Origin of the sequence: Microbacterium proteolyticum (genome assembly GCF_029639405.1) — a bacterium.
In the GTDB taxonomy this organism is placed as follows: Bacteria; Actinomycetota; Actinomycetes; order Actinomycetales; family Microbacteriaceae; genus Microbacterium.
Genome location: NZ_CP121274.1, coordinates 72,725 through 89,892, shown reverse-complemented (window position 1 = coordinate 89,892; position 17,168 = coordinate 72,725). Strand labels below are relative to the sequence as shown.

Sequence of the window (17,168 nt, the reverse complement as noted above, 5' to 3'; positions counted from 1 at the left end):
TCGTCTGTTGGAAGTGTGTCCGAGCGGCCTAAGGAGCATGGCTGGAATCCATGTAGGCGGGGTAACTCGCCTCGCAGGTTCAAATCCTGTCACTTCCGCCACAGATGGGCCTCACCCCGACGGGTGAGGCCCCATCGTTGTTTCCTGGTGTACTGCTGAGCGCTATAATTCTGTACATGACCACCCTCTCGCTCGCCGACGCACGAGCCAATCTCTCGAAGCTCGTCGAGTCGGCGGTATCGACGCACGAGCGTTTCGAGGTGACGAGGAACGGCGATCGTGCGGCGGTTCTGCTGAGTGCAGACGACTACGATTCGCTGCTCGAGACGGTCGACGTCTTGAGCCGTCCGGACGAGGTCGATGCGATCCGGCGAGGGCTTGCCGACCTCGAGGCGGGCGAGATGTTCTCCGCCGCCGAGGTGCGGGCGGCGATGGCCGCACGTGGTCGCGCCACGGCATGACCGACGGCTACGAGGTCGTCTTCACTCGGACGGCACGTCGCGCGCTCGCGCAGGAACTTCCCGAGAAGATCGCGGCCGCCGCGTTCGAGTTCATCCTCGGCGCGCTCCGAGAGAACCCTCGCCGAGTGGGCAAGCCGCTGCGCGAGCCCCTCGCCCCGCTGTACTCGGCGCGCCGCGGGGAGTACCGCGTGCTGTACCGGATCGTCGACGAACGGCTGGTCATCGAGGTCGTCTCGGTCGTACATCGCCGCGACGCCTACCACCGCTGAAGAGGAACGGGGGTCGACCTCACGTGAGTGTCCTTGTCGCAGGTCGACGACAACGACTCGGGCGAGCCGTCGGGGTGCTGCCGGGCACTGTTCTGCATCTCCTCGCGTCCGTCGCGGCGTGGACGTTCATTCAGCTGAACGGGCTGATGGTCGCAGGATGCGGATCGCAGCGTTCCTGCGATCTCGTTCTCACGGATGTGGCCGTCAACGGGGTGCAGCCCGTGCTCCTCGTGGCGTGGCTCATCACCACCGCCCTGGCATTCGTCCGGACACTCGCGTGGGGTCGCAGCCCATGGCCCGTGCTCGGGGTCGGAATCGTTGTTTCCGCGATCCTCACCGTCGCCGCCTATGTGACGCTCAGGGTGGGCGCCGGCGTTCTCTGAGCGCGACTCCGCGTCAGCGGACCGGGTCGGGCGCCTCGACCGGTGCGGGCTCACCGCGCAGCAGGAGCGAGCGGGGGAGCACGAGCGCCCACACTCGGCCGGTCGCGCTCGCACCGGCACGGAGCCGCTCGCGGATCCGTTCCACCGTGTCGGCCAGCGCCGGCCCCCGCGCGGGATCCACGCCATCCTCGGCGTACACCGCGCGCTCCAGCGCGTCGCGCACGAGCCCGATGTCGTCGGCATCCACGCCGTGCTCCTCGACGAGCCGCGCGGCGAACGCCCGCGGCGACTCGGCATCGGGGGCACGGATGCCGAGGTCCACCGCATCCGCGCGGATCTCGGCCCAGGCCGCCACGGGGTCACCCTCGCGGATGAGCGTCGCACGCGAGCGTCGCCGCCAGGCCCGGATCGCCCCCGGGGTCGCGAGCAGGAGGAGCAGCACCACTCCGCCCACGGCGAGCAGCGGGCCCGTCGGGTTCTGGACGGCCGAGGTGTTCGAACCCGCAGCCGACGATCCGGTGCCGTCCTGGTCGCCGAGCTGCGGGGCGTCGGAGCGGGTCGCACCCGGGGTGGCGGCATCCTGCTGCTCTGGTGTGGTCGCCGACCCGGACTGGCCACCGGTGCTCCCGGAGGCGAAGTTCGTCGGGACTCCGAGGCTGTTGGTGGGTTCGAACGGCACCCACCCGATACCGCGGAAGTACACCTCGGGCCAGGCGTGCAGCTGGCTGGAGGTGACCGTGTACTCGACGCTGCCCGTCTGCTCGACCGACCCCGACCGGGTGCCGGGGAGGTATCCGACGACGATGCGCGAGGGCATGCCGAGGGTGCGCGCCATGACGGCGAACGCGGAGGCGAAGTGCACGCAATAACCGGTGCGCGCCTGCAGGAACTGTGCAACGGCATCCAGGCCCGCTCCGTCGAATCCGGCCTCGACGGGGGCGTCCAGCGAATACCGGAACTGGCTGCTGCGGAACCACGACTGCAGGGCGATGAGCGCGTCGTAGGGCGACTGCGCCCCGGCCGTGACCGAGCGCGCCGTGTCGCCGATGGTCGCCGGGACATCGGCGGGGAGGGCGCGCACGGCGTCGCCGAGCTCGTCCCCGCCGACCGCGCGCGACCGGATCTGCTCGAGCGTGGGCCGCGGAACGAGCGCCTGAACCTCGTAGTCCTGGTTCCGCGACGAACCCGAACGCGACACGATCGTGCGGTTGGCCGGCATCCCCAGCCACTCGCCTTCGAGGCCGGTCACGGCGGATGCCGGGTAGGGCACCGGGAGCCACGGGCTGTCGAGCTCGCCGACCTGGACGGTCGTCGTCCAATCGGCCACCTCGATGTCGCCGTCGACCTGCACGGGATCGAACACCGGGGCGTCTCCGCCGGGGACGGTGACGGTGTCGCCCGAGTCGGGCTGCCACACCGCCCCGTCGAACTGCGACAGCGTCACCGCGCGGAGATACGGCGCGGAGGTTCCCGTCGTGGTGAGCGTCAGCACGTCGATGTCGCGCGGTTGACGCAGGTCGTTGCCGAGCTCGAGGTTGGGATTGATCGTGGTGCCGAAACCCGCGCCCGTGCCCGAAGCGAAGCGCAGCGCGGGCTGGGGGAGGAACGGCACGGCCACGAGTGTCACGAGCACCGACACCGCGGCGATGCCGATCGCGGTCGCCGACGCCCCCCACACGCGGGAACCGGTCCGGCGGGCGGGGGCCGCGGCGCGCGTGCGCGAGCGCACGTCCATGCGCAGCAGGAACAGGACGGTGGCGGCCAGGGCGAGCACGGCGGGCACGTTGACGTCGGCGGGGATGGCGATCGTCGGGATGAGAGAGACCGCCACGAGTCCGACCCCGGCCAGAAGCGGCATCCGCGCCGTCAGGACCACGTGATCGAGGACGACGGCGAGACCGGTCACCGCCGCCACGAGGACGAACGCGAGGCCCGCGGCCGGCACCACCGGGGCAATGCCGAGGCGGATCTCCTCCGAGGCGCCGGCGAACAGCGTCGAGACCGAGGCGAGGGTCGCCGGCGTCGGGATCGCCCCGAGCAGCGCCGTGGAGCGGCCGAAGATCGCCGTGAGGAACACGACCCCGACGAGGAGTTCGACGACGGTGGCCACGAGCGCGGGCGCCCGTGAGAACCGCACGGCCAGTCCGCTCAAGAGCATCACGGCGGCCCCGGCGAGGGCGCCGATCGTCCAGGCGCCCGGCGCGATGACGGAGAAGACGGGCAGCAGGGCGGCGGCGATACCGGCGAACACGCCGAGCGACAGGAGGGCGAGGTCGCGGCGCCGCCGCACCGTCCGGCCGCCGACCTCAGGCGCCGACACGGGCGTCCTCGGGTCGCGTGGCATCGTCCCACGCCCGCGCGACATCGCCGCCGGGCGCGAGCGCCGTGGCGTGCCAGCCGGTCGCGGAGCGGACGTCGCGGGCGACGTCGTCGTCCGCCACGGTGAGCAGCACCGCGAGCGGGGAGCGCGGGGCCGCGGCACGCAGGGCCAGGAGATCGTCCGGGTCCAACCGCCCGGTGACGACGACGACCGGGCCGACCAGTGCGGACGCCGAGGCGGGCACGATGCGACGTGACGGGCCGTCCGGGCGGGCGCGCAGGGTCGCGAACGAGGCCGCGAGGCCGCGGGCCTCGGCATCCTCTCCGCCGTCGACGGGGTCGGCCAGGAGTTCGCCGTCGCTGTCGATCACGTCGACCGTGTAGCCCTCGTGCACGAGGCGCGCCACCGCCGAGACGCACACCGAGACCGCGGTCTCGAACGCGCGGTCCCGGCCCGGCCCGTCGGCGGCCGCGGGCGACCAGCGCGACAGCGCGCGATCGAGGACAATCGTCGCGGCGGGGCTGGATTCCTGTTCCTCCTGGCGCACCATGAGGGTGTCGCGGTGGGCCGTCGCCCGCCAATGGATGCGCCGCATCGAATCGCCGGGGGCGTAGGGGCGCGCCACGAGGTTGTCCGCCCCCTGACCGAGCTGCAGGGCCGAACTCTGCCGCGTCCCGCCGGCCTCCCCGGTCGAGGAGGGCAGCGGCGTGAGTTCGACGATCGTGGGGGCGACGGTCACCGCGCTGGCCGCGCCGACGGCGAAGCGCCGGCGGATCAGCCCGAACGGATCCGTCGTCGACACCCGCAGCGGACCGACCGAATGGATGCCGCGCACCGCACCGCGCACTTCGTAGCGGAGCCGTACGGGAGCTCCCGTGCGCCGCAGGGTCGACGCGCTGGCGGGGAACGCGCCGTCCGCTCGGCCATCCAAGCCCGCGGGCAGAGCGTCCGACCATCGCCCCGGGAGCGTCGGAAGCGCGGTGCTCACCCGTACCGACAGCTGCACCTCGGCGAGCCCGCCCACCTCGACCACCTCGGGCGTGGCGGACCGGACGACCTCGCCGGTCGCGCGGACCACCAGAGCACTGGCCGCCGCGCACAGCACGAGCACGAGCATCAGCACGCCGAAGTACAGCAGTTCGGGGATCGCCGCGCGCTGCGCGACGAACAGCGCGATCACGGCGAGGGCGAGGGCACCGGTTCCCCGCAGGGTCAGCGGCCAGCGTTCCCTCACGACGTGCTCACGCCCGCTGAGCCAGCGGCACGCGCACGCTCGCGGCGATCCGCTCGAGCGCGTCGGCCACGACCACCGCCCCCGCACGCCCGCCGGCGGCCGAGCGGTTCGCGATCACGCGGTGCGCGAAGACCGGGCCGAGGAGCGCGGTGAGATCGTCCGGGATGACGTACGCGCGGCCGTCGAGCGCGGCCCGCACCTTCGCCGCGCGGACCAGCTGCAGGGTGGCCCGCGGGCTCGCTCCGAGGCGGATGTCGGGGTGGCTGCGGGTGGCCTGGGCCAGGGCCACGGCGTACTCCTCGAGCGCGGGGGCCACGTGCACGCCGCGCGCCCAGGCGATCATCGCGGTGACCTGCCGAGCGGAGACGACGGGGGTTAGCGCGTCGAGCGGGTTCACGGTGTCGCGCTGGCGCAGCATGAGCGTCTCGGCCGCGGCATCCGGGTACCCCATCGAGATCCGCAGCAGGAAGCGGTCGCGCTGCGCCTCGGGAAGGGCGTACGTGCCCTCCATCTCGAGCGGGTTCTGGGTGGCCACGACGAGGAAGGGAGACGGCAGAACGTGCGTCCGCCCATCGACCGTGACCTGCCGTTCCTCCATCGCCTCCAGGAGCGAGGACTGCGTCTTGGGCGACGAGCGGTTGATCTCGTCGGCGATCACGATGTGCGCGAACACCGCCCCCGGAGTGAAGTCGAAACGCCGCTCGACCGGGTTGAAGACCGAGACGCCGGTGATGTCGCCGGGCAGCAGATCGGGCGTGAACTGGATGCGGCGCACGTCGGCGTCGATCGTGGCGGCCAGGGCCCGCGCGAGCATGGTCTTGCCGACACCGGGGACGTCCTCGATGAGGAGGTGCCCCTCGGCGAGGAGAGCGATAAGCGCGGCGCGGACCGCGTCGGGCTTGCCGTCGATGACCCGTGACATCGACGCGACGATGCGCTCGGTGAGCCGGGCGAACGACGTGGCGTCCAACGCCTCGTCGGGTTCCGGCCTCAGCGGTTGGAGGTCGGGGCGGCGCAGCCGCGGGGCCGCCTCGGGCGTCACCGTCTCGTCCATGGCATCCCTCGTGTCGCATCGCGGCGGAGGAGCGTCGTGGCCGCCGTGACCTGATCGTAACCTGCGCGAACGAGCCCCGGGCCGGAATACGGCAGGTGCTCAGGTGCGTATGCGGATCGTCGTGGCCCTAGGATCGGGCTTCGTCGCCCGCACCGCACGGGCGCGTGCGCCCGTATCTCCCGTGCGGTGCCGCCCGAACCGAGGAGCCCGCGATGTCCCCTGCCGCCCCCGTTCTCGCCGTCGACATCGGCGGGACCAAGGTGGATGCCGCCGTCGTCACCGCCGAGGGGGAGGTGCTGCGCGCGAGCGTCGCGCGCCGCCCCACCGGTCGCGACACCCCCCGCGAGGGCATCGCGGCGAACATCCGCGCCGCCGCCGTCGAAGCCCTCGCCGCGGTGCCGGACGTGCGCGTCGCGGCCATCGGCGTGGGAAGCGCCGGGCCCGTCGATCTCCCGGCGGGGTCGGTGTCGCCGTTGAACCTCCCGCAGGCCGCGGGTCTCGCGATCGACGAGGTGCTCGGCGGGCTCGTGGACGGGCCGCTGACCCTGGCGCTCGACGGGACCTGCATCGCCCTCGCCGAGCACTGGCGCGGTGCGCTGGTGGGCACCGAGAACGCGATGGCGATCGTGGTGTCCACCGGCGTCGGGGGAGGGTTGATCCTCGGCGGCCGGGCCATCTCGGGAGCCTCGGGCAACGCCGGACACCTGGGTCAGACTTTCGTGCGGACCATCGACGGTGACCCCGCCGCCGCGACGCTCGAGGCCGTCGCCGCCGGTCCCGGATCGGTCGCGTGGGCGCGGGCGCAGGGGTGGGTCGGCGAGACGGGACTCGACCTGGCTGCCTCGTACCGTGCCGGCGATGAGGTCGCCGTCGCGGCCGTCCGGCGCTCCGCGACCGCGGTGGGACAGGCGATCGCCGCCGCCGCGACGCTGTGCGACCTGGAGGCCGTCGCGATCGCCGGCGGCTTCTCGCACGTCGCCGAGGATTACGTAGCCCGGGTCGCCGCCGCCGCCGCCGCGGCATCCGTCCACGCGTACGCCCGTCGTTGCCGCGTCGTGCCGTCGGGGCTCGACGGGGACGGGCCCCTGCTGGGGGCGGCCGCCCTCGCGCTGCGGACCTGACGCGGCGAGGCGGACCCCGTCGGCGTAACCTGAGCACAGGACCGCGTCGCGGCCGACGGATTCGAGAGCGGGGATGTCATGCGGACGGGCTCCAATCTGCCCGCGGTGGGGGAGTACAACCAGACGCTCGTGCTCGATCTCATCCGCCGCTCGCCCGAGGGGCTGAGTCGCGTCGAGCTGTCGGCGCGGACGGGTCTCTCCGCGCAGACCCTCAGCAACGTCACCCGGCGTCTGGCGGAGGAGGGGCTGATCGCCGAGGCCGGCAAGGTGATCTCCGGCCCGGGCAAGCCCCGGACTCTGCTGAAGCTCGAGCCACGCTCCCGGTTCGCCGTCGGAGTGCACCTGGACCCCGTCGTCGACACGGTCGTCGTGGTCGACATGGCGGGGTCGGTCGTGGCGCACGAGGAGATCGCGCCGTACGGCTCCGCTCCGGCGTCCGAGCTGATCCGGGCCGTGGCGAGGGCCGTCGACGACATCGTCGGTGACGCCGGCATCGATCGCGATCTCGTCCTGGGGGTCGGCGTCGCCGCGCCGGGCCCCTTCGACCCGCGCGGGGGGCGGTTGCTCGATCCTCCGCTGTTGCCGGCGTGGCACAACGTCAATGTGCGCGACGACCTGGGGGCGATCACCGGTCTGCCGGTGATCGTCGAGAAGGACGTCACCGCCGCGATGGTCGGCGAGATGTGGTTCGACGGATCCTCGGTGCTCAACGATGCGATGTTCCTGTACTACGGGGCGGGCGTCGGACTCGGCATCGCCGTGGCCGGCGCCCCGGTGCGCGGGCGCACGAGCAACGCCGGCGGCATCGCCCACATCGTCGTCGACCCGCTGGGGCCGATGTGCGGGTGCGGGTCGCGCGGTTGTCTCGGTGTCTCGATCGAGCCGCGCACGCTGACGGCCGAGGCGGGATACAACGAGCCGGCGGGGGATTCGCGCGCGGAGGTCGATCGTTTGGTCCGGGATGCCGCGGCCGGGCGACCGGAGACACTCGCGGTGCTGCGCCGGGCGGGGGAGCGCATCGCGCGGGCTCTGGTGGTGGCGAACAACCTTCTCGACGTCGATGAGGTCGTGCTGGGCGGACCCGTGTGGGAGCGCCTCGCGGGTGTCCTGGCAGACACGGTCGCCGCTCGTGTGGCGGGGGACCCGGCGTCGACGGCGACCCGGGCGATCGCCGTGCGCCGCTCGATCGTGGGTGCCGACGTCGCGGCCGTGGGCGCCGCGTGTCTGATGCTCGACGGGGCGTTCGCCGCGCGTCCGGCCCGCATGATGATCGCTCTCTGACCGGCCCTCGAGGGCCGTTTCCGATTCGTTATCGCGTTCGAGGGGGAAAGACTTGCCGAATTAGTCCATTTGATTTATAAAAGGTTCTGGCGACGCGTGTCTCCACCCGAGCAAGGGAGCTTCCATGAAGAAACTGACGATGGCGACCGGTCTTCTGACCGCCACCGCCCTGACCGTGGCGCTGGCCGGCTGCTCCGGCGGCAGCGGTGATTCCGGCGACGCGAACACCATCCGTGTCGCGTACCAGACCACGGCCACCTTCAACCAGATGCAGACGCTGATGGAGAACGCCAAGAAGGAGTACGAGGCGGCGCACAAGGGCGTGACCGTCGAGCTCGTCCCGATCCAGGCCGAGGGCGCCGACTACTACACGAAGCTCGCGCTGATGAACAAGTCGGCCAGCACCGCCCCGGACGTGCAGTACGAAGACACGTTCAAGATCCAGTCCGACGCCGCCGCGGGTTACCTGCTGCCGCTGGACGACTACCTCGCGAAGTGGGACGACTGGTCGCAGTTCGCCGAGGGCGCCAAGCAGGCCGGCCTCGGCCCCGACGGCAAGACCTACGGCGTCTCGCTCGGCACCGACACGCGCGGCCTCTGGTACAACAAGGAGATCTTCGCCAAGGCGGGCATCTCGGTGCCGTGGCAGCCCAAGACCTGGGCCGACGTGCTCTCGGCCGCAGAGAAGGTCAAGGCCGCCGACCCGGACGTCATCCCGATCAACGTCTACTCGGGCAAGACCGCCGGTGAGGCGGCATCCATGCAGGGTCTGGAGATGCTCCTGTACGGCACCGAGGACACCCTCTACGACACCTCGAGCAAGAAGTGGGTCGTCGGCAGCCAGGGCTTCAAGGACTCGCTGCAGTTCGTCAGCGACGTCTACCAGGGCGGCCTCGGCCCGTCCCTGCAGCAGGCGCTCGACCCCAACATCTTCACCAGCGTGACCGCCGACTGGCTGCCCTCCAGCAAGCTGGCCATCGCCCTCGACGGCTCGTGGCAGTCGGCGGCGTGGGTCGACGGCGGCACAGCGGCATGGCCCGCGTGGAGCGACACCCTCGGCATCGCCGCGATGCCGACGCAGGACGGTCAGGCGCCCGGCACGACCAGCATGTCGGGCGGATGGACGCTCGCGATCGGCAAGAACACCAAGAACGCGGATGCTGCGTGGGACTTCCTGTCCACCGCGGTGAACAAGGACAACGCCACGGCGTACAACATCGACAACAGCCAGATCGCCGTCCGCGCCGACGTGGCCGAGTCGAGCGAGTACCTCGACGCCAACCCGAGCTTCAAGACGTTCTCGAGCTTCGTGGACACCACCCACTTCCGTCCCGCGACCGAGGACTACGACAAGATCTCCAACCAGATCCAGGTCGCGATGGAAGCGGTCATGACCGGCCAGTCCAGCGTCGACGACGCGGCCGCCGCCTACGACCAGGCCGTCATCGGCATCGTGGGCGAAGAGAACACCCAGAAGGGCTGACCGTGACCGCCCTGGCTCAGACCGGGGCGACCGGAACCGGCCGGGGGTCGCGCGTGAAGACGCGCGGCCTCCGGTCGTCGGCCCGGGCGCTCCCGCTCCTTCCCGCAGCTCTGCTGCTGGCGATCTTCCTGCTCGGCCCGATCCTGGTGTCGCTGTGGGGGTCGCTCACCAACGCCACGCTCTCGGGCTCGACCGCCGTCGACTCGCAGTTCATCGGTTTCGCCAACTACATCCAGCTCTTCAAAGCGCCCGATTTCCCGGTCGCGGTGATCAACACGATTGTGTTCGTGTTCTTCTCGGCCGTGATCGGTCAGAACATCCTCGGTCTCGCCCTCGCGCTCATGATGCGCTCGGGTAACCGCATCGTCACCGCCGTGGTCGGCACGATCGTGGTGACCGCCTGGGTGCTCCCCGAGATCGTCGCCGCGTTCGCGGCCTACGCCTTCTTCCGCGACAACGGCTCGCTTAACGCGATCCTCGCGGTCTTCGGGCTTGAGCCCGTCAGCTGGCTCTTCACGATGCCGGTGCTCATGGTCATCTTCGCCAACATCTGGCGCGGGACGGCCTTCTCGATGATGGTGTACTCCGCCGCGCTGTCCGACGTGCCGCCGGAGATCACCGAGGCGGCCGAGATGGACGGGGCCAGCGGCATCAAGCGACTGTGGCTCGTCACCATCCCGATGATCCGCTCGACCATCGGCACGAACTCCATGATCGTGACGCTCCAGACCCTGTCGGTCTTCACGCTCATCTTCGTCATGACCGGCGGCGGCCCCGGCAACAAGAGCACGACGCTGCCGATCCTCGCCTACCAGCAGGGTCTGAAGTTCGGCGAGCTGGGCTACGGCACGGCCATCGCCACGATCATGCTCCTCATCGGCGCCGTCTTCTCGTTCTTCTACGTCCGCGCGCTGCGCGAGGAGGTCTCGTCATGAGCGCCACCACGACCCTCCCCGAGGTCACCGGCCGCACCCGGTCGGCGGCGCGCGCCGCGAAGCGCCCGAAGGCCTCGCTGTCGTCGCCCCGCACGCGCGCCCTGCGCGTCCTGAGCAACACGCTGCTCATCGTCGTCGGCATCCTGTTCATCGTCCCGCTCATCTGGCTCGTCACGGCCTCGCTCGACGCGCAGCCGACGCTCGCGATCAAGATGCCCGAGGTGATCACCCTCGACAACTTCGCCGCGGTCATGAAGCCCGACCTGCTGTTCCTGCCGCTGTGGAACAGCGTGCTGCTGGCCGGCGGCACCGCGGTGGCCACCGTCGTGCTCGCCTCGCTCGCGGCCTACCCGCTCTCGCGGTACAAGATGCGCGTGGGCAAGCCCTTCCTCTACGCGGTGCTGTTCGGGACGTGCCTTCCGATCACCGCGATCATGGTGCCGGTCTACAGCCTCTTCGTGCAGCTGAACCTCATCGACTCCATCGGCGGGACGATCCTCTTCCTCACCGCGAGTGCTCTGCCGATCGCCATCTGGATGATGAAGAACTTCATGGACGGCGTGCCCGTCGAGCTCGAGCACGCGGCGTGGATGGACGGCGCGGGATCGATGCGCACCCTGGTGCAGATCGTCCTCCCGCTCATGCGTCCCGGGATCGCCGTGGTGTTCATCTTCACGTTCATCCAGGCGTGGGGGAACTTCTTCGTCCCCTTCGTGCTGCTGCTCAGCCCCGACTACCAGCCGGCCGCCGTGAGCATTTTCAACTTCTTCGGGTCGTTCGGGGCCGTGGCCTACGGCCAGCTCGCGGCCTACTCGATCGTCTACTCCCTTCCCGTCCTCGGCCTGTACGTCCTCGTGCAGCGCGGACTCGGCGGCACGTCGGCCCTCGCCGGCGCCGTCAAGGGCTGACCCGTCCCCCCAGACAAGGAACAATTCATGCACGACCGCACCGCGCTCATCGAGATGCGCATCGACCGCTTCGTCCGCGAGCGTCTCGTCCCCGCCGTCTACCGCGCCCGCCACCCCCTCACGATCGCGGCGTGGGAGGCCCCGGGCGAGCCGGTGACCTTCGCCGCAGCCCGGGATGCCGAGTACCGCCCCTTCGCGATCGGGACGCCGTGGGGGCGCGCGTGGGGGACCACCTGGTTCGCCGTGTCGGGGGAGATCCCCACCGGCTGGCGCGACGCGGCGGGTGCCCTGCCCAACGGGACCGTCGCGGAGTTCGTCGTCGACCTCGGTTTCACGGCCGGGCAGAGCGGCTTCCAGTGCGAAGCGTTGATCTGGAACCGCCAGGGCGCGCCCATCAAGGGCATCTCGCCGTTCAACAACGCCACTCCCGCCGTCCTCGACGCCGACGGCCGGGTCGACGTGCTCGTCGAGGCCGCGTCGAACCCCGACGTCGGGAGCCTCTTCACCTTCGAGCCCACGCATCTCGGCGACCTCGCCACGGCGGGTGACGCTCCTCTCTATACGCTTCGCGAGATGTCGCTCGGTCTGCGCGACGTCGCCGTGTGGGAACTGCTGCAGGACTTCCGTCTTCTCCACGGCCTGATCGCGGAACTCGACGCGACCTCCGCGCGCCGCGCGACGCTGGTGGAGGCGATGGATGCCGCGATCGACGCGGTCGATCCCGACGACGTCGCGGGCACGGCCCAGGCCGGCCGTGACGTGCTGGCTCCGCTGCTCGCCGCACCGGCGGCATCCAGTGCTCACGTCCTGCACGCCGTCGGGCACGCCCACATCGACTCCGCGTGGCTGTGGCCGGTGCGCGAGACGGCGCGGAAGGTCTCGCGCACGTTCAGCAATGTCCTCTCGCTCATGGACGAGGACCCCGAGTTCGTCTTCGCCAGTTCGTCGGCGCAGCAGTTCGCGTGGATGAAGGAGCACTACCCGGCGCTCTGGGAGCGGCTGAAGGAACGCGTCGCCGAGGGGCGGTTCGTGCCCGTGGGCGGCATGTGGGTCGAATCCGACACGAACATGGTCGGCGGCGAGGCGATGGCCCGCCAGTTCCTCGAGGGGAAGACCTTCTTCCAGGAGGAGTTCGGCATCGACACCGAAGAGGTGTGGCTGCCCGACTCGTTCGGATACAGCGGTGCCCTGCCGCAGATCATGAAGGCCGCGGGAGCCCGCTGGTTCCTCACGCAGAAGATCTCGTGGAACGAGACCAACCGCATCCCGCACCACACCTTCCAGTGGGAGGGCATCGACGGCTCGCGCATCTTCACGCACTTCCCGCCGGTCGACAAGTACAACTCCGAGGTGACCGCTGCCGATCTCTCGCACGCCGAACGCAACTTCTCCGACAAGGGTCGCGCCCGCACGTCGCTGCTTCCCTACGGCTTCGGCGACGGCGGCGGCGGCCCCACCCGTGAGATGACCGCGACGATCGCGCGCGCGCACTCGCTCGAGGGGGCGCCGAGAGTCGTGCACTCCACGCCCCGCGCGTTCTTCGAAACCGCCGAGGCCGAGTACGCCGACCCGGCGGTGTGGGCGGGGGAGCTGTACCTGGAGTTCCACCGCGGCACCTACACCAGCCAGTTGCGCACCAAGCAGGGCAACCGCCGCAGCGAGCACCTGCTGCGTGAAGCGGAGCTGTGGGCCGCGACCGCCGCGGTGCGCGCGGGCGTGGAATACCCCGCGGCGGCCCTCCGCCGCCTGTGGCAGCTCGTGCTGCTGCAGCAGTTCCACGACATTCTGCCCGGCACGTCCATCGCGTGGGTGCACCGGGATGCCGAGCGCAACTACGAAGCCATCGCCGCCGAGCTCGAGCAGATCATCGCCGATAGCCTGCGTACGCTCGCGGGGGAGGGCGACCGCGTGCTCGCCGTCAACGCCGCGCCGCACCTTCGCTCGGGCGTCCCCGCCCTCGGGATCGCGGCGGCGTCGGCCGCGCGCGACGTCGCTCCGCGCTCCGAGGGCGGCGGTTACGTACTGGACAACGGGGTCATCCACGCCGTCATCGACGCCCGGGGGCTCATCATCTCGCTCGTCGAGGTCGGCTCGGGTCGCGAGGTCGTCCCCGACGGGCAGGCGGCGGGACTGTTCCAACTCTTCCGGGACACGCCCACGCAGTGGGACGCGTGGGACATCGACGAGACCTACCGCCGCCACGTCACCCCGCTGGACTCGGCTGATGCGGTGCGCATCGACGGCGACGCGATCGTGGTCGAGCGCGCCTTCGGCGACTCCCGTCTGGTCACCCGCATCGCGCTCGCCGCGGGCGCGCGCACCCTGCGGCTGTCGATCGACGTCGACTGGCACGAGCAGCAGAAGCTGCTGAAGCTGGCCGTCCCCGTCGACGTGCACACAGACCGTGCGGCATCCGAGATCCAGTTCGGGCACATCACACGTCCGACGCACACGAACACCTCGTGGGATGCCGCCCGCTTCGAGACCGCGGCCCATCGCTGGGTCCGCGTCGCCGAACCCGGATTCGGGGTGGCTGTGACGAACGACTCGACCTACGGGCACGACATCACCCGGCACGCGCGTCGGGGCGGCGGAACGTCCTCGCTGGTGCGCCTGTCGATCATCCGCGGGGCGCTGTTCCCCGATCCTCAGCAGGATCAGGGCGCGCACCGCCTCGAGGTGGGCATCGTCGTGGGCGCCGACGTGGCCGACGCGGTGACCGAGGGGTACCGGACCAACCTTCCCCTTCGTGTGATCGAGGGGGCCGGAGACGTCGCGCCGCTGGTCGCGCTCGATCGCGACGGCATCGTCGTGGAGTCCGTCAAGCTCGCCCACGACGGTTCGGGAGACGTCATCGTGCGCCTGTATGAGGCGCTGGGGGAGCGGCAGTCCACGACACTCCACGCGGGCTTCGAGGTCACGGCCGTGGCCGAGACCGACCTGCTGGAGCGCGAGGTCGATGCCGCCGCGGTGTCGAGCGTGTCGGGCGGGGCGGTCGAGCTCACCCTGCGTCCGTTCCAGCTGGTGACGCTGCGTCTGAAGCGCTGATCGCCTCCCCGCGGGTGGTCGGGGTGGGCTGGGACGGGCTGATCGCGTCGACCCGGGAGGACGTTCGGGAAAGGGAGGACGAATACTGCGGATTCGTCCTCCCTCAACGGTTCCTCCTCCGCTCCCCGGGCGGTGCTCCCAGCCGCGGTCACACCATCGCCACGGCCATGAGCGCGACGGATGCCGCCATCGCGCCGATCTGCGCCCGGTCGAGGCGCGCCGGCATCCGCCTGATCGCGGTGAACGACAGCACGCCGTAGCCGACCGCCGCCCCGGCGAGCACGGGCGCGAGGGAGAGTCCGTGCGCGTGCTCCGGGGCGCTCGCGTGTGCGCCCATCGCGATCTGCAGCCCGGCCATGACGACCATGCCGAGCGTCGTGTGCAGCGTCATCAGCGCGGGCACCCGCGGGACGCGCCGCTGGCGCGGTCGGCGCCAGATCGCCAGGCCCACGGCCGCCGCGAGCAGCAGCGCCGTCCAGTACACCGGCGCGACCACGCCGAACACGGCGGCATCCAGCATCGCCAGCAGCATGACCGCCGCCGCCACGACCTCGGGCGGTCGCACCCGCGCGCGATCGGCGGCCAGACAGCACATCCCGATCGCGGCGGGGGCGACCGCCCACAGGTGGAGGGTCTCGCTCATCGCCTCAGCAGTGGCATCCGGATGCCGACGCCTCGCCGTGCGCGTCGGGGTGCGACGCGGGCGCGCAGTGCGTGTTCACGGGCGCCGGCACGTTCAGCACGGGGTTTCGCTCGAAGAAGTTGTACGGCTTGAGCGTGAACTTGGCGTAGTCCATCGGCATGACCGGCCAGTCCTCGTTGCGCGGGAAGTGGGTGAGCCCGAACGTGTGCCAGAGCACGACGTCCTCGCCGACGAGAGGCTCGTCCCCCGCGATGAAGTCCGGGATGCCGGCACCCCCGGGGTGCTGGTTCACGAAGTCGCCCGCGGCGTAGCGCTCTGCCGGGTCGTACTTGGTGACGAAGAGGTTCTTCGTCGCGAACGCGGCGCGGGCCGCGATCGACGAGGTCTCGTCGGCGAGCAGCACGGGCGTCTCGGTGGGGAAGAGGACGTAGGAGGTCGCCTGACCGCGCTCGGTGGTCTTCTCGGTCGAGGCGATCTGCCAGACGCGGTTGACCGCGCCGTCGGCGACGCGACCCGACACCTTCTCCGACGCGATCGGCGTCACCTTCTTGGTGAAGGCGTTGCCGGCGGGGTTCTCGGCCGAGATCGGCAGGCGCACCGCGTCGATCTCGTTCACGACGTTGGCGACGCCGTCGACGGTCATGTCCAGCCGCGCGGAGAAGAGGTGCTGGTGGTACGGCGCACCCAGACCCGGGGCGACCTCGGACGCGAAGGGGTAGCCCTCGCCCGGGTAGGCGGAGGTGAACAGGATGCCGGTGAGCTTGGCCTCGCACTCGATCGTGCCGTCGAGGTAGAGGTACCAGTAGAACCCGTAGTCGTAGTTGCCGACAGTGGTGAAGAACGAGATGACGAGCCGGCGGGCACGGCGGACCTCGCTGGACCCGGTGAAGATGTCGGTGTGCTTCCACAGGGAGCCGAAGTCCTCCTCGTGCATGCACACGGCGTTGCGGATGGTGCGCGGCATCCCGTTCTCGTCCGACAGCACCGCGTCGACGTAGGTGATGTCGCCGACGCAGTCGCAGCCGAGCTCGAGCTCGTTCGTGTACCGGCCGAAGAGGTATTCGCCTGTGTCGAAGTAGTTCTGCCAGAAGCGGTTCGGCGCGGGGTCGGCGTAGGGCACAACCATCTCGCTGATCGACCCTCGGTACATCACCGGGCGACCGGCGAAGGACAGCTGGCGGAGGATGAGCCCCTCGCGGGTGTCGAAGCCGATGCGCAGATCCCACTCGCCCCACGTGACGTGCTCGTCGTCGACGGTGAAGCTCGATCCCTCGGGCTGCGTGATGACGATGGGCTTCAGCCCCTCCAGCGGCGGGCCCTGCAGTTCGGGGTCGTCGAAGTTGCCGTGGGTCTCGGGCACCGTGAACCCGGGGGTGTCGATGATCTCGATCACCGATCGGGCGGCGACGTCGATGTAGGCGGTGAGCCCGTCCACCGGGTGCGCCCACGGGTGGTCGGCGGGGTGGTCCTGACGGAAGGCGAAGGTGCGCAGGATGCGGCGGCCCACCTCGTTCTCGAACCCGTAGTGCCCTGCAGACAGCGGGACCAGCACGACGTCGTCGGTGGTGAGTCCGCGCGCGGCGAGGGCGGCGACCCAGGCCGCGTCCTCGTTCGCGATGACGCCGACCTCCTCGAACTCGGCATCCAGGATCGGGAGCTGCCCGTCCGAACCGTCGAGTTCGGTCGTCCGCAGCACCGCGCCGGTGGCGAGCGAGACGACGAGGTCGAGCGAGTGGGCGGTGCGCAGGTTCAGCAGCTGCACGCGGGCGCGGCGCTCGGGGGCGGGGGCGTCGCCGCGCTCCCACGCCAGCACCTCGCCCTTGGCGGCCTCTTCGAGACCGACGTAGGCGAAGCGCGTGGCCTCGTCGACCCCGTCGAGGCCGGCGACGATCGTGTGGACGGCGGTGATCTCGGCGGGCGTGAGCGACGCGAGCGGGTGAGCGGGGGCCGCGGGGGCGGTGAAGGCTGCGACGGCGGGATCGGTGAGGGTCATAGTGTCTTCCTGGTGGAGCGGGCGGGAACGGAGGA

At 70.9% G+C, this 17,168-nt stretch carries 14 protein-coding genes, 1 tRNA gene and 1 pseudogene; 11 read left to right on the top strand and 5 right to left on the bottom strand.

Annotation, left to right across the window (positions count from 1 at the left end; all coding sequences use genetic code 11):
- The first annotated feature begins 9 nt into the window (after positions 1-9).
- The 4 genes from P8R59_RS01205 to P8R59_RS01190 all read left to right on the top strand — a co-directional run bounded on the left by P8R59_RS01205 (position 10) and on the right by P8R59_RS01190 (position 1,113).
- Positions 10-101 (top strand) — tRNA-Ser (locus tag P8R59_RS01205).
- A 75-nt stretch (positions 102-176) separates the two neighbouring features.
- Positions 177-461 (top strand): type II toxin-antitoxin system Phd/YefM family antitoxin, encoded by a 285-nt coding sequence (locus P8R59_RS01200; protein ID WP_278102368.1) that lies wholly within the window; start codon positions 177-179, stop codon positions 459-461.
- Positions 458-730, top strand: a complete 273-nt coding sequence (locus P8R59_RS01195) for a type II toxin-antitoxin system RelE family toxin (protein WP_278102367.1) — start codon at positions 458-460, stop codon at positions 728-730. Before P8R59_RS01200 ends, P8R59_RS01195 begins: the two co-directional genes overlap by 4 nt.
- Positions 731-804: 74 nt before the next feature.
- Positions 805-1,113 (top strand): hypothetical protein, encoded by a 309-nt coding sequence (locus P8R59_RS01190; RefSeq protein ID WP_278102366.1) that lies wholly within the window; start codon positions 805-807, stop codon positions 1,111-1,113.
- A 13-nt stretch (positions 1,114-1,126) separates the two neighbouring features.
- Here P8R59_RS01190 and P8R59_RS01185 read toward each other — a convergent pair whose 3' ends face one another.
- From P8R59_RS01185 to P8R59_RS01175, 3 genes are read right to left on the bottom strand one after another with little or no spacing between them, the layout of a single operon-like run.
- Positions 1,127-3,433: a transglutaminase TgpA family protein gene (locus P8R59_RS01185; protein ID WP_278102365.1), complete on the bottom strand. Its 2,307-nt coding sequence runs from the start codon at positions 3,431-3,433 to the stop codon at positions 1,127-1,129.
- Complete coding sequence (locus P8R59_RS01180) at positions 3,420-4,667, bottom strand: DUF58 domain-containing protein (protein ID WP_278102364.1); 1,248 nt, start codon at positions 4,665-4,667, stop codon at positions 3,420-3,422. Before P8R59_RS01180 ends, P8R59_RS01185 begins: the two co-directional genes overlap by 14 nt.
- Positions 4,668-4,674: 7 nt before the next feature.
- Positions 4,675-5,721 (bottom strand): AAA family ATPase, encoded by a 1,047-nt coding sequence (locus P8R59_RS01175; RefSeq protein ID WP_077052190.1) that lies wholly within the window; start codon positions 5,719-5,721, stop codon positions 4,675-4,677.
- Between the two features lie 212 nt (positions 5,722-5,933).
- On the opposite strand from P8R59_RS01175, the gene P8R59_RS01170 reads away from it, so the two are divergent.
- The 7 genes and pseudogenes from P8R59_RS01170 to P8R59_RS01145 all read left to right on the top strand — a co-directional run bounded on the left by P8R59_RS01170 (position 5,934) and on the right by P8R59_RS01145 (position 14,497).
- A complete protein-coding gene (locus P8R59_RS01170; protein ID WP_278102363.1) occupies positions 5,934-6,842 on the top strand; it encodes an ROK family protein in 909 nt (302 codons plus the stop codon).
- 75 nt (positions 6,843-6,917) lie between these two features.
- Positions 6,918-7,085, top strand: a pseudogene (locus P8R59_RS19215) (MarR family transcriptional regulator); the annotation flags it as partial.
- Positions 7,086-7,109: 24 nt separating this feature from the next.
- Complete coding sequence (locus tag P8R59_RS01165) at positions 7,110-8,123, top strand: ROK family protein (protein WP_347404975.1); 1,014 nt, start codon at positions 7,110-7,112, stop codon at positions 8,121-8,123.
- A 124-nt stretch (positions 8,124-8,247) separates the two neighbouring features.
- The gene (locus P8R59_RS01160) at positions 8,248-9,606 is read left to right on the top strand and encodes an extracellular solute-binding protein (protein WP_077052187.1); all 1,359 of its coding nucleotides are present in this window, start codon (positions 8,248-8,250) and stop codon (positions 9,604-9,606) included.
- Positions 9,607-9,608: 2 nt separating this feature from the next.
- The gene (locus tag P8R59_RS01155) at positions 9,609-10,541 is read left to right on the top strand and encodes a carbohydrate ABC transporter permease (protein WP_278102361.1); all 933 of its coding nucleotides are present in this window, start codon (positions 9,609-9,611) and stop codon (positions 10,539-10,541) included.
- Positions 10,538-11,449, top strand: a complete 912-nt coding sequence (locus tag P8R59_RS01150) for a carbohydrate ABC transporter permease (RefSeq protein ID WP_278102360.1) — start codon at positions 10,538-10,540, stop codon at positions 11,447-11,449. The genes P8R59_RS01155 and P8R59_RS01150 overlap by 4 nt, the downstream gene beginning before the upstream one ends.
- Positions 11,450-11,476: 27 nt before the next feature.
- The gene (locus tag P8R59_RS01145; RefSeq protein WP_278102359.1) at positions 11,477-14,497 is read left to right on the top strand and encodes an alpha-mannosidase; all 3,021 of its coding nucleotides are present in this window, start codon (positions 11,477-11,479) and stop codon (positions 14,495-14,497) included.
- Between the two features lie 148 nt (positions 14,498-14,645).
- Here P8R59_RS01145 and P8R59_RS01140 read toward each other — a convergent pair whose 3' ends face one another.
- Both P8R59_RS01140 and P8R59_RS01135 read right to left on the bottom strand, forming a co-directional pair.
- The gene (locus tag P8R59_RS01140; protein WP_278102358.1) at positions 14,646-15,140 is read right to left on the bottom strand and encodes a hypothetical protein; all 495 of its coding nucleotides are present in this window, start codon (positions 15,138-15,140) and stop codon (positions 14,646-14,648) included.
- Between the two features lie 4 nt (positions 15,141-15,144).
- Entirely contained in the window at positions 15,145-17,133 is a 1,989-nt protein-coding gene (locus P8R59_RS01135) for a primary-amine oxidase (protein ID WP_278102357.1), read from the bottom strand.
- Between the last annotated feature and the right edge of the window lie 35 nt (positions 17,134-17,168).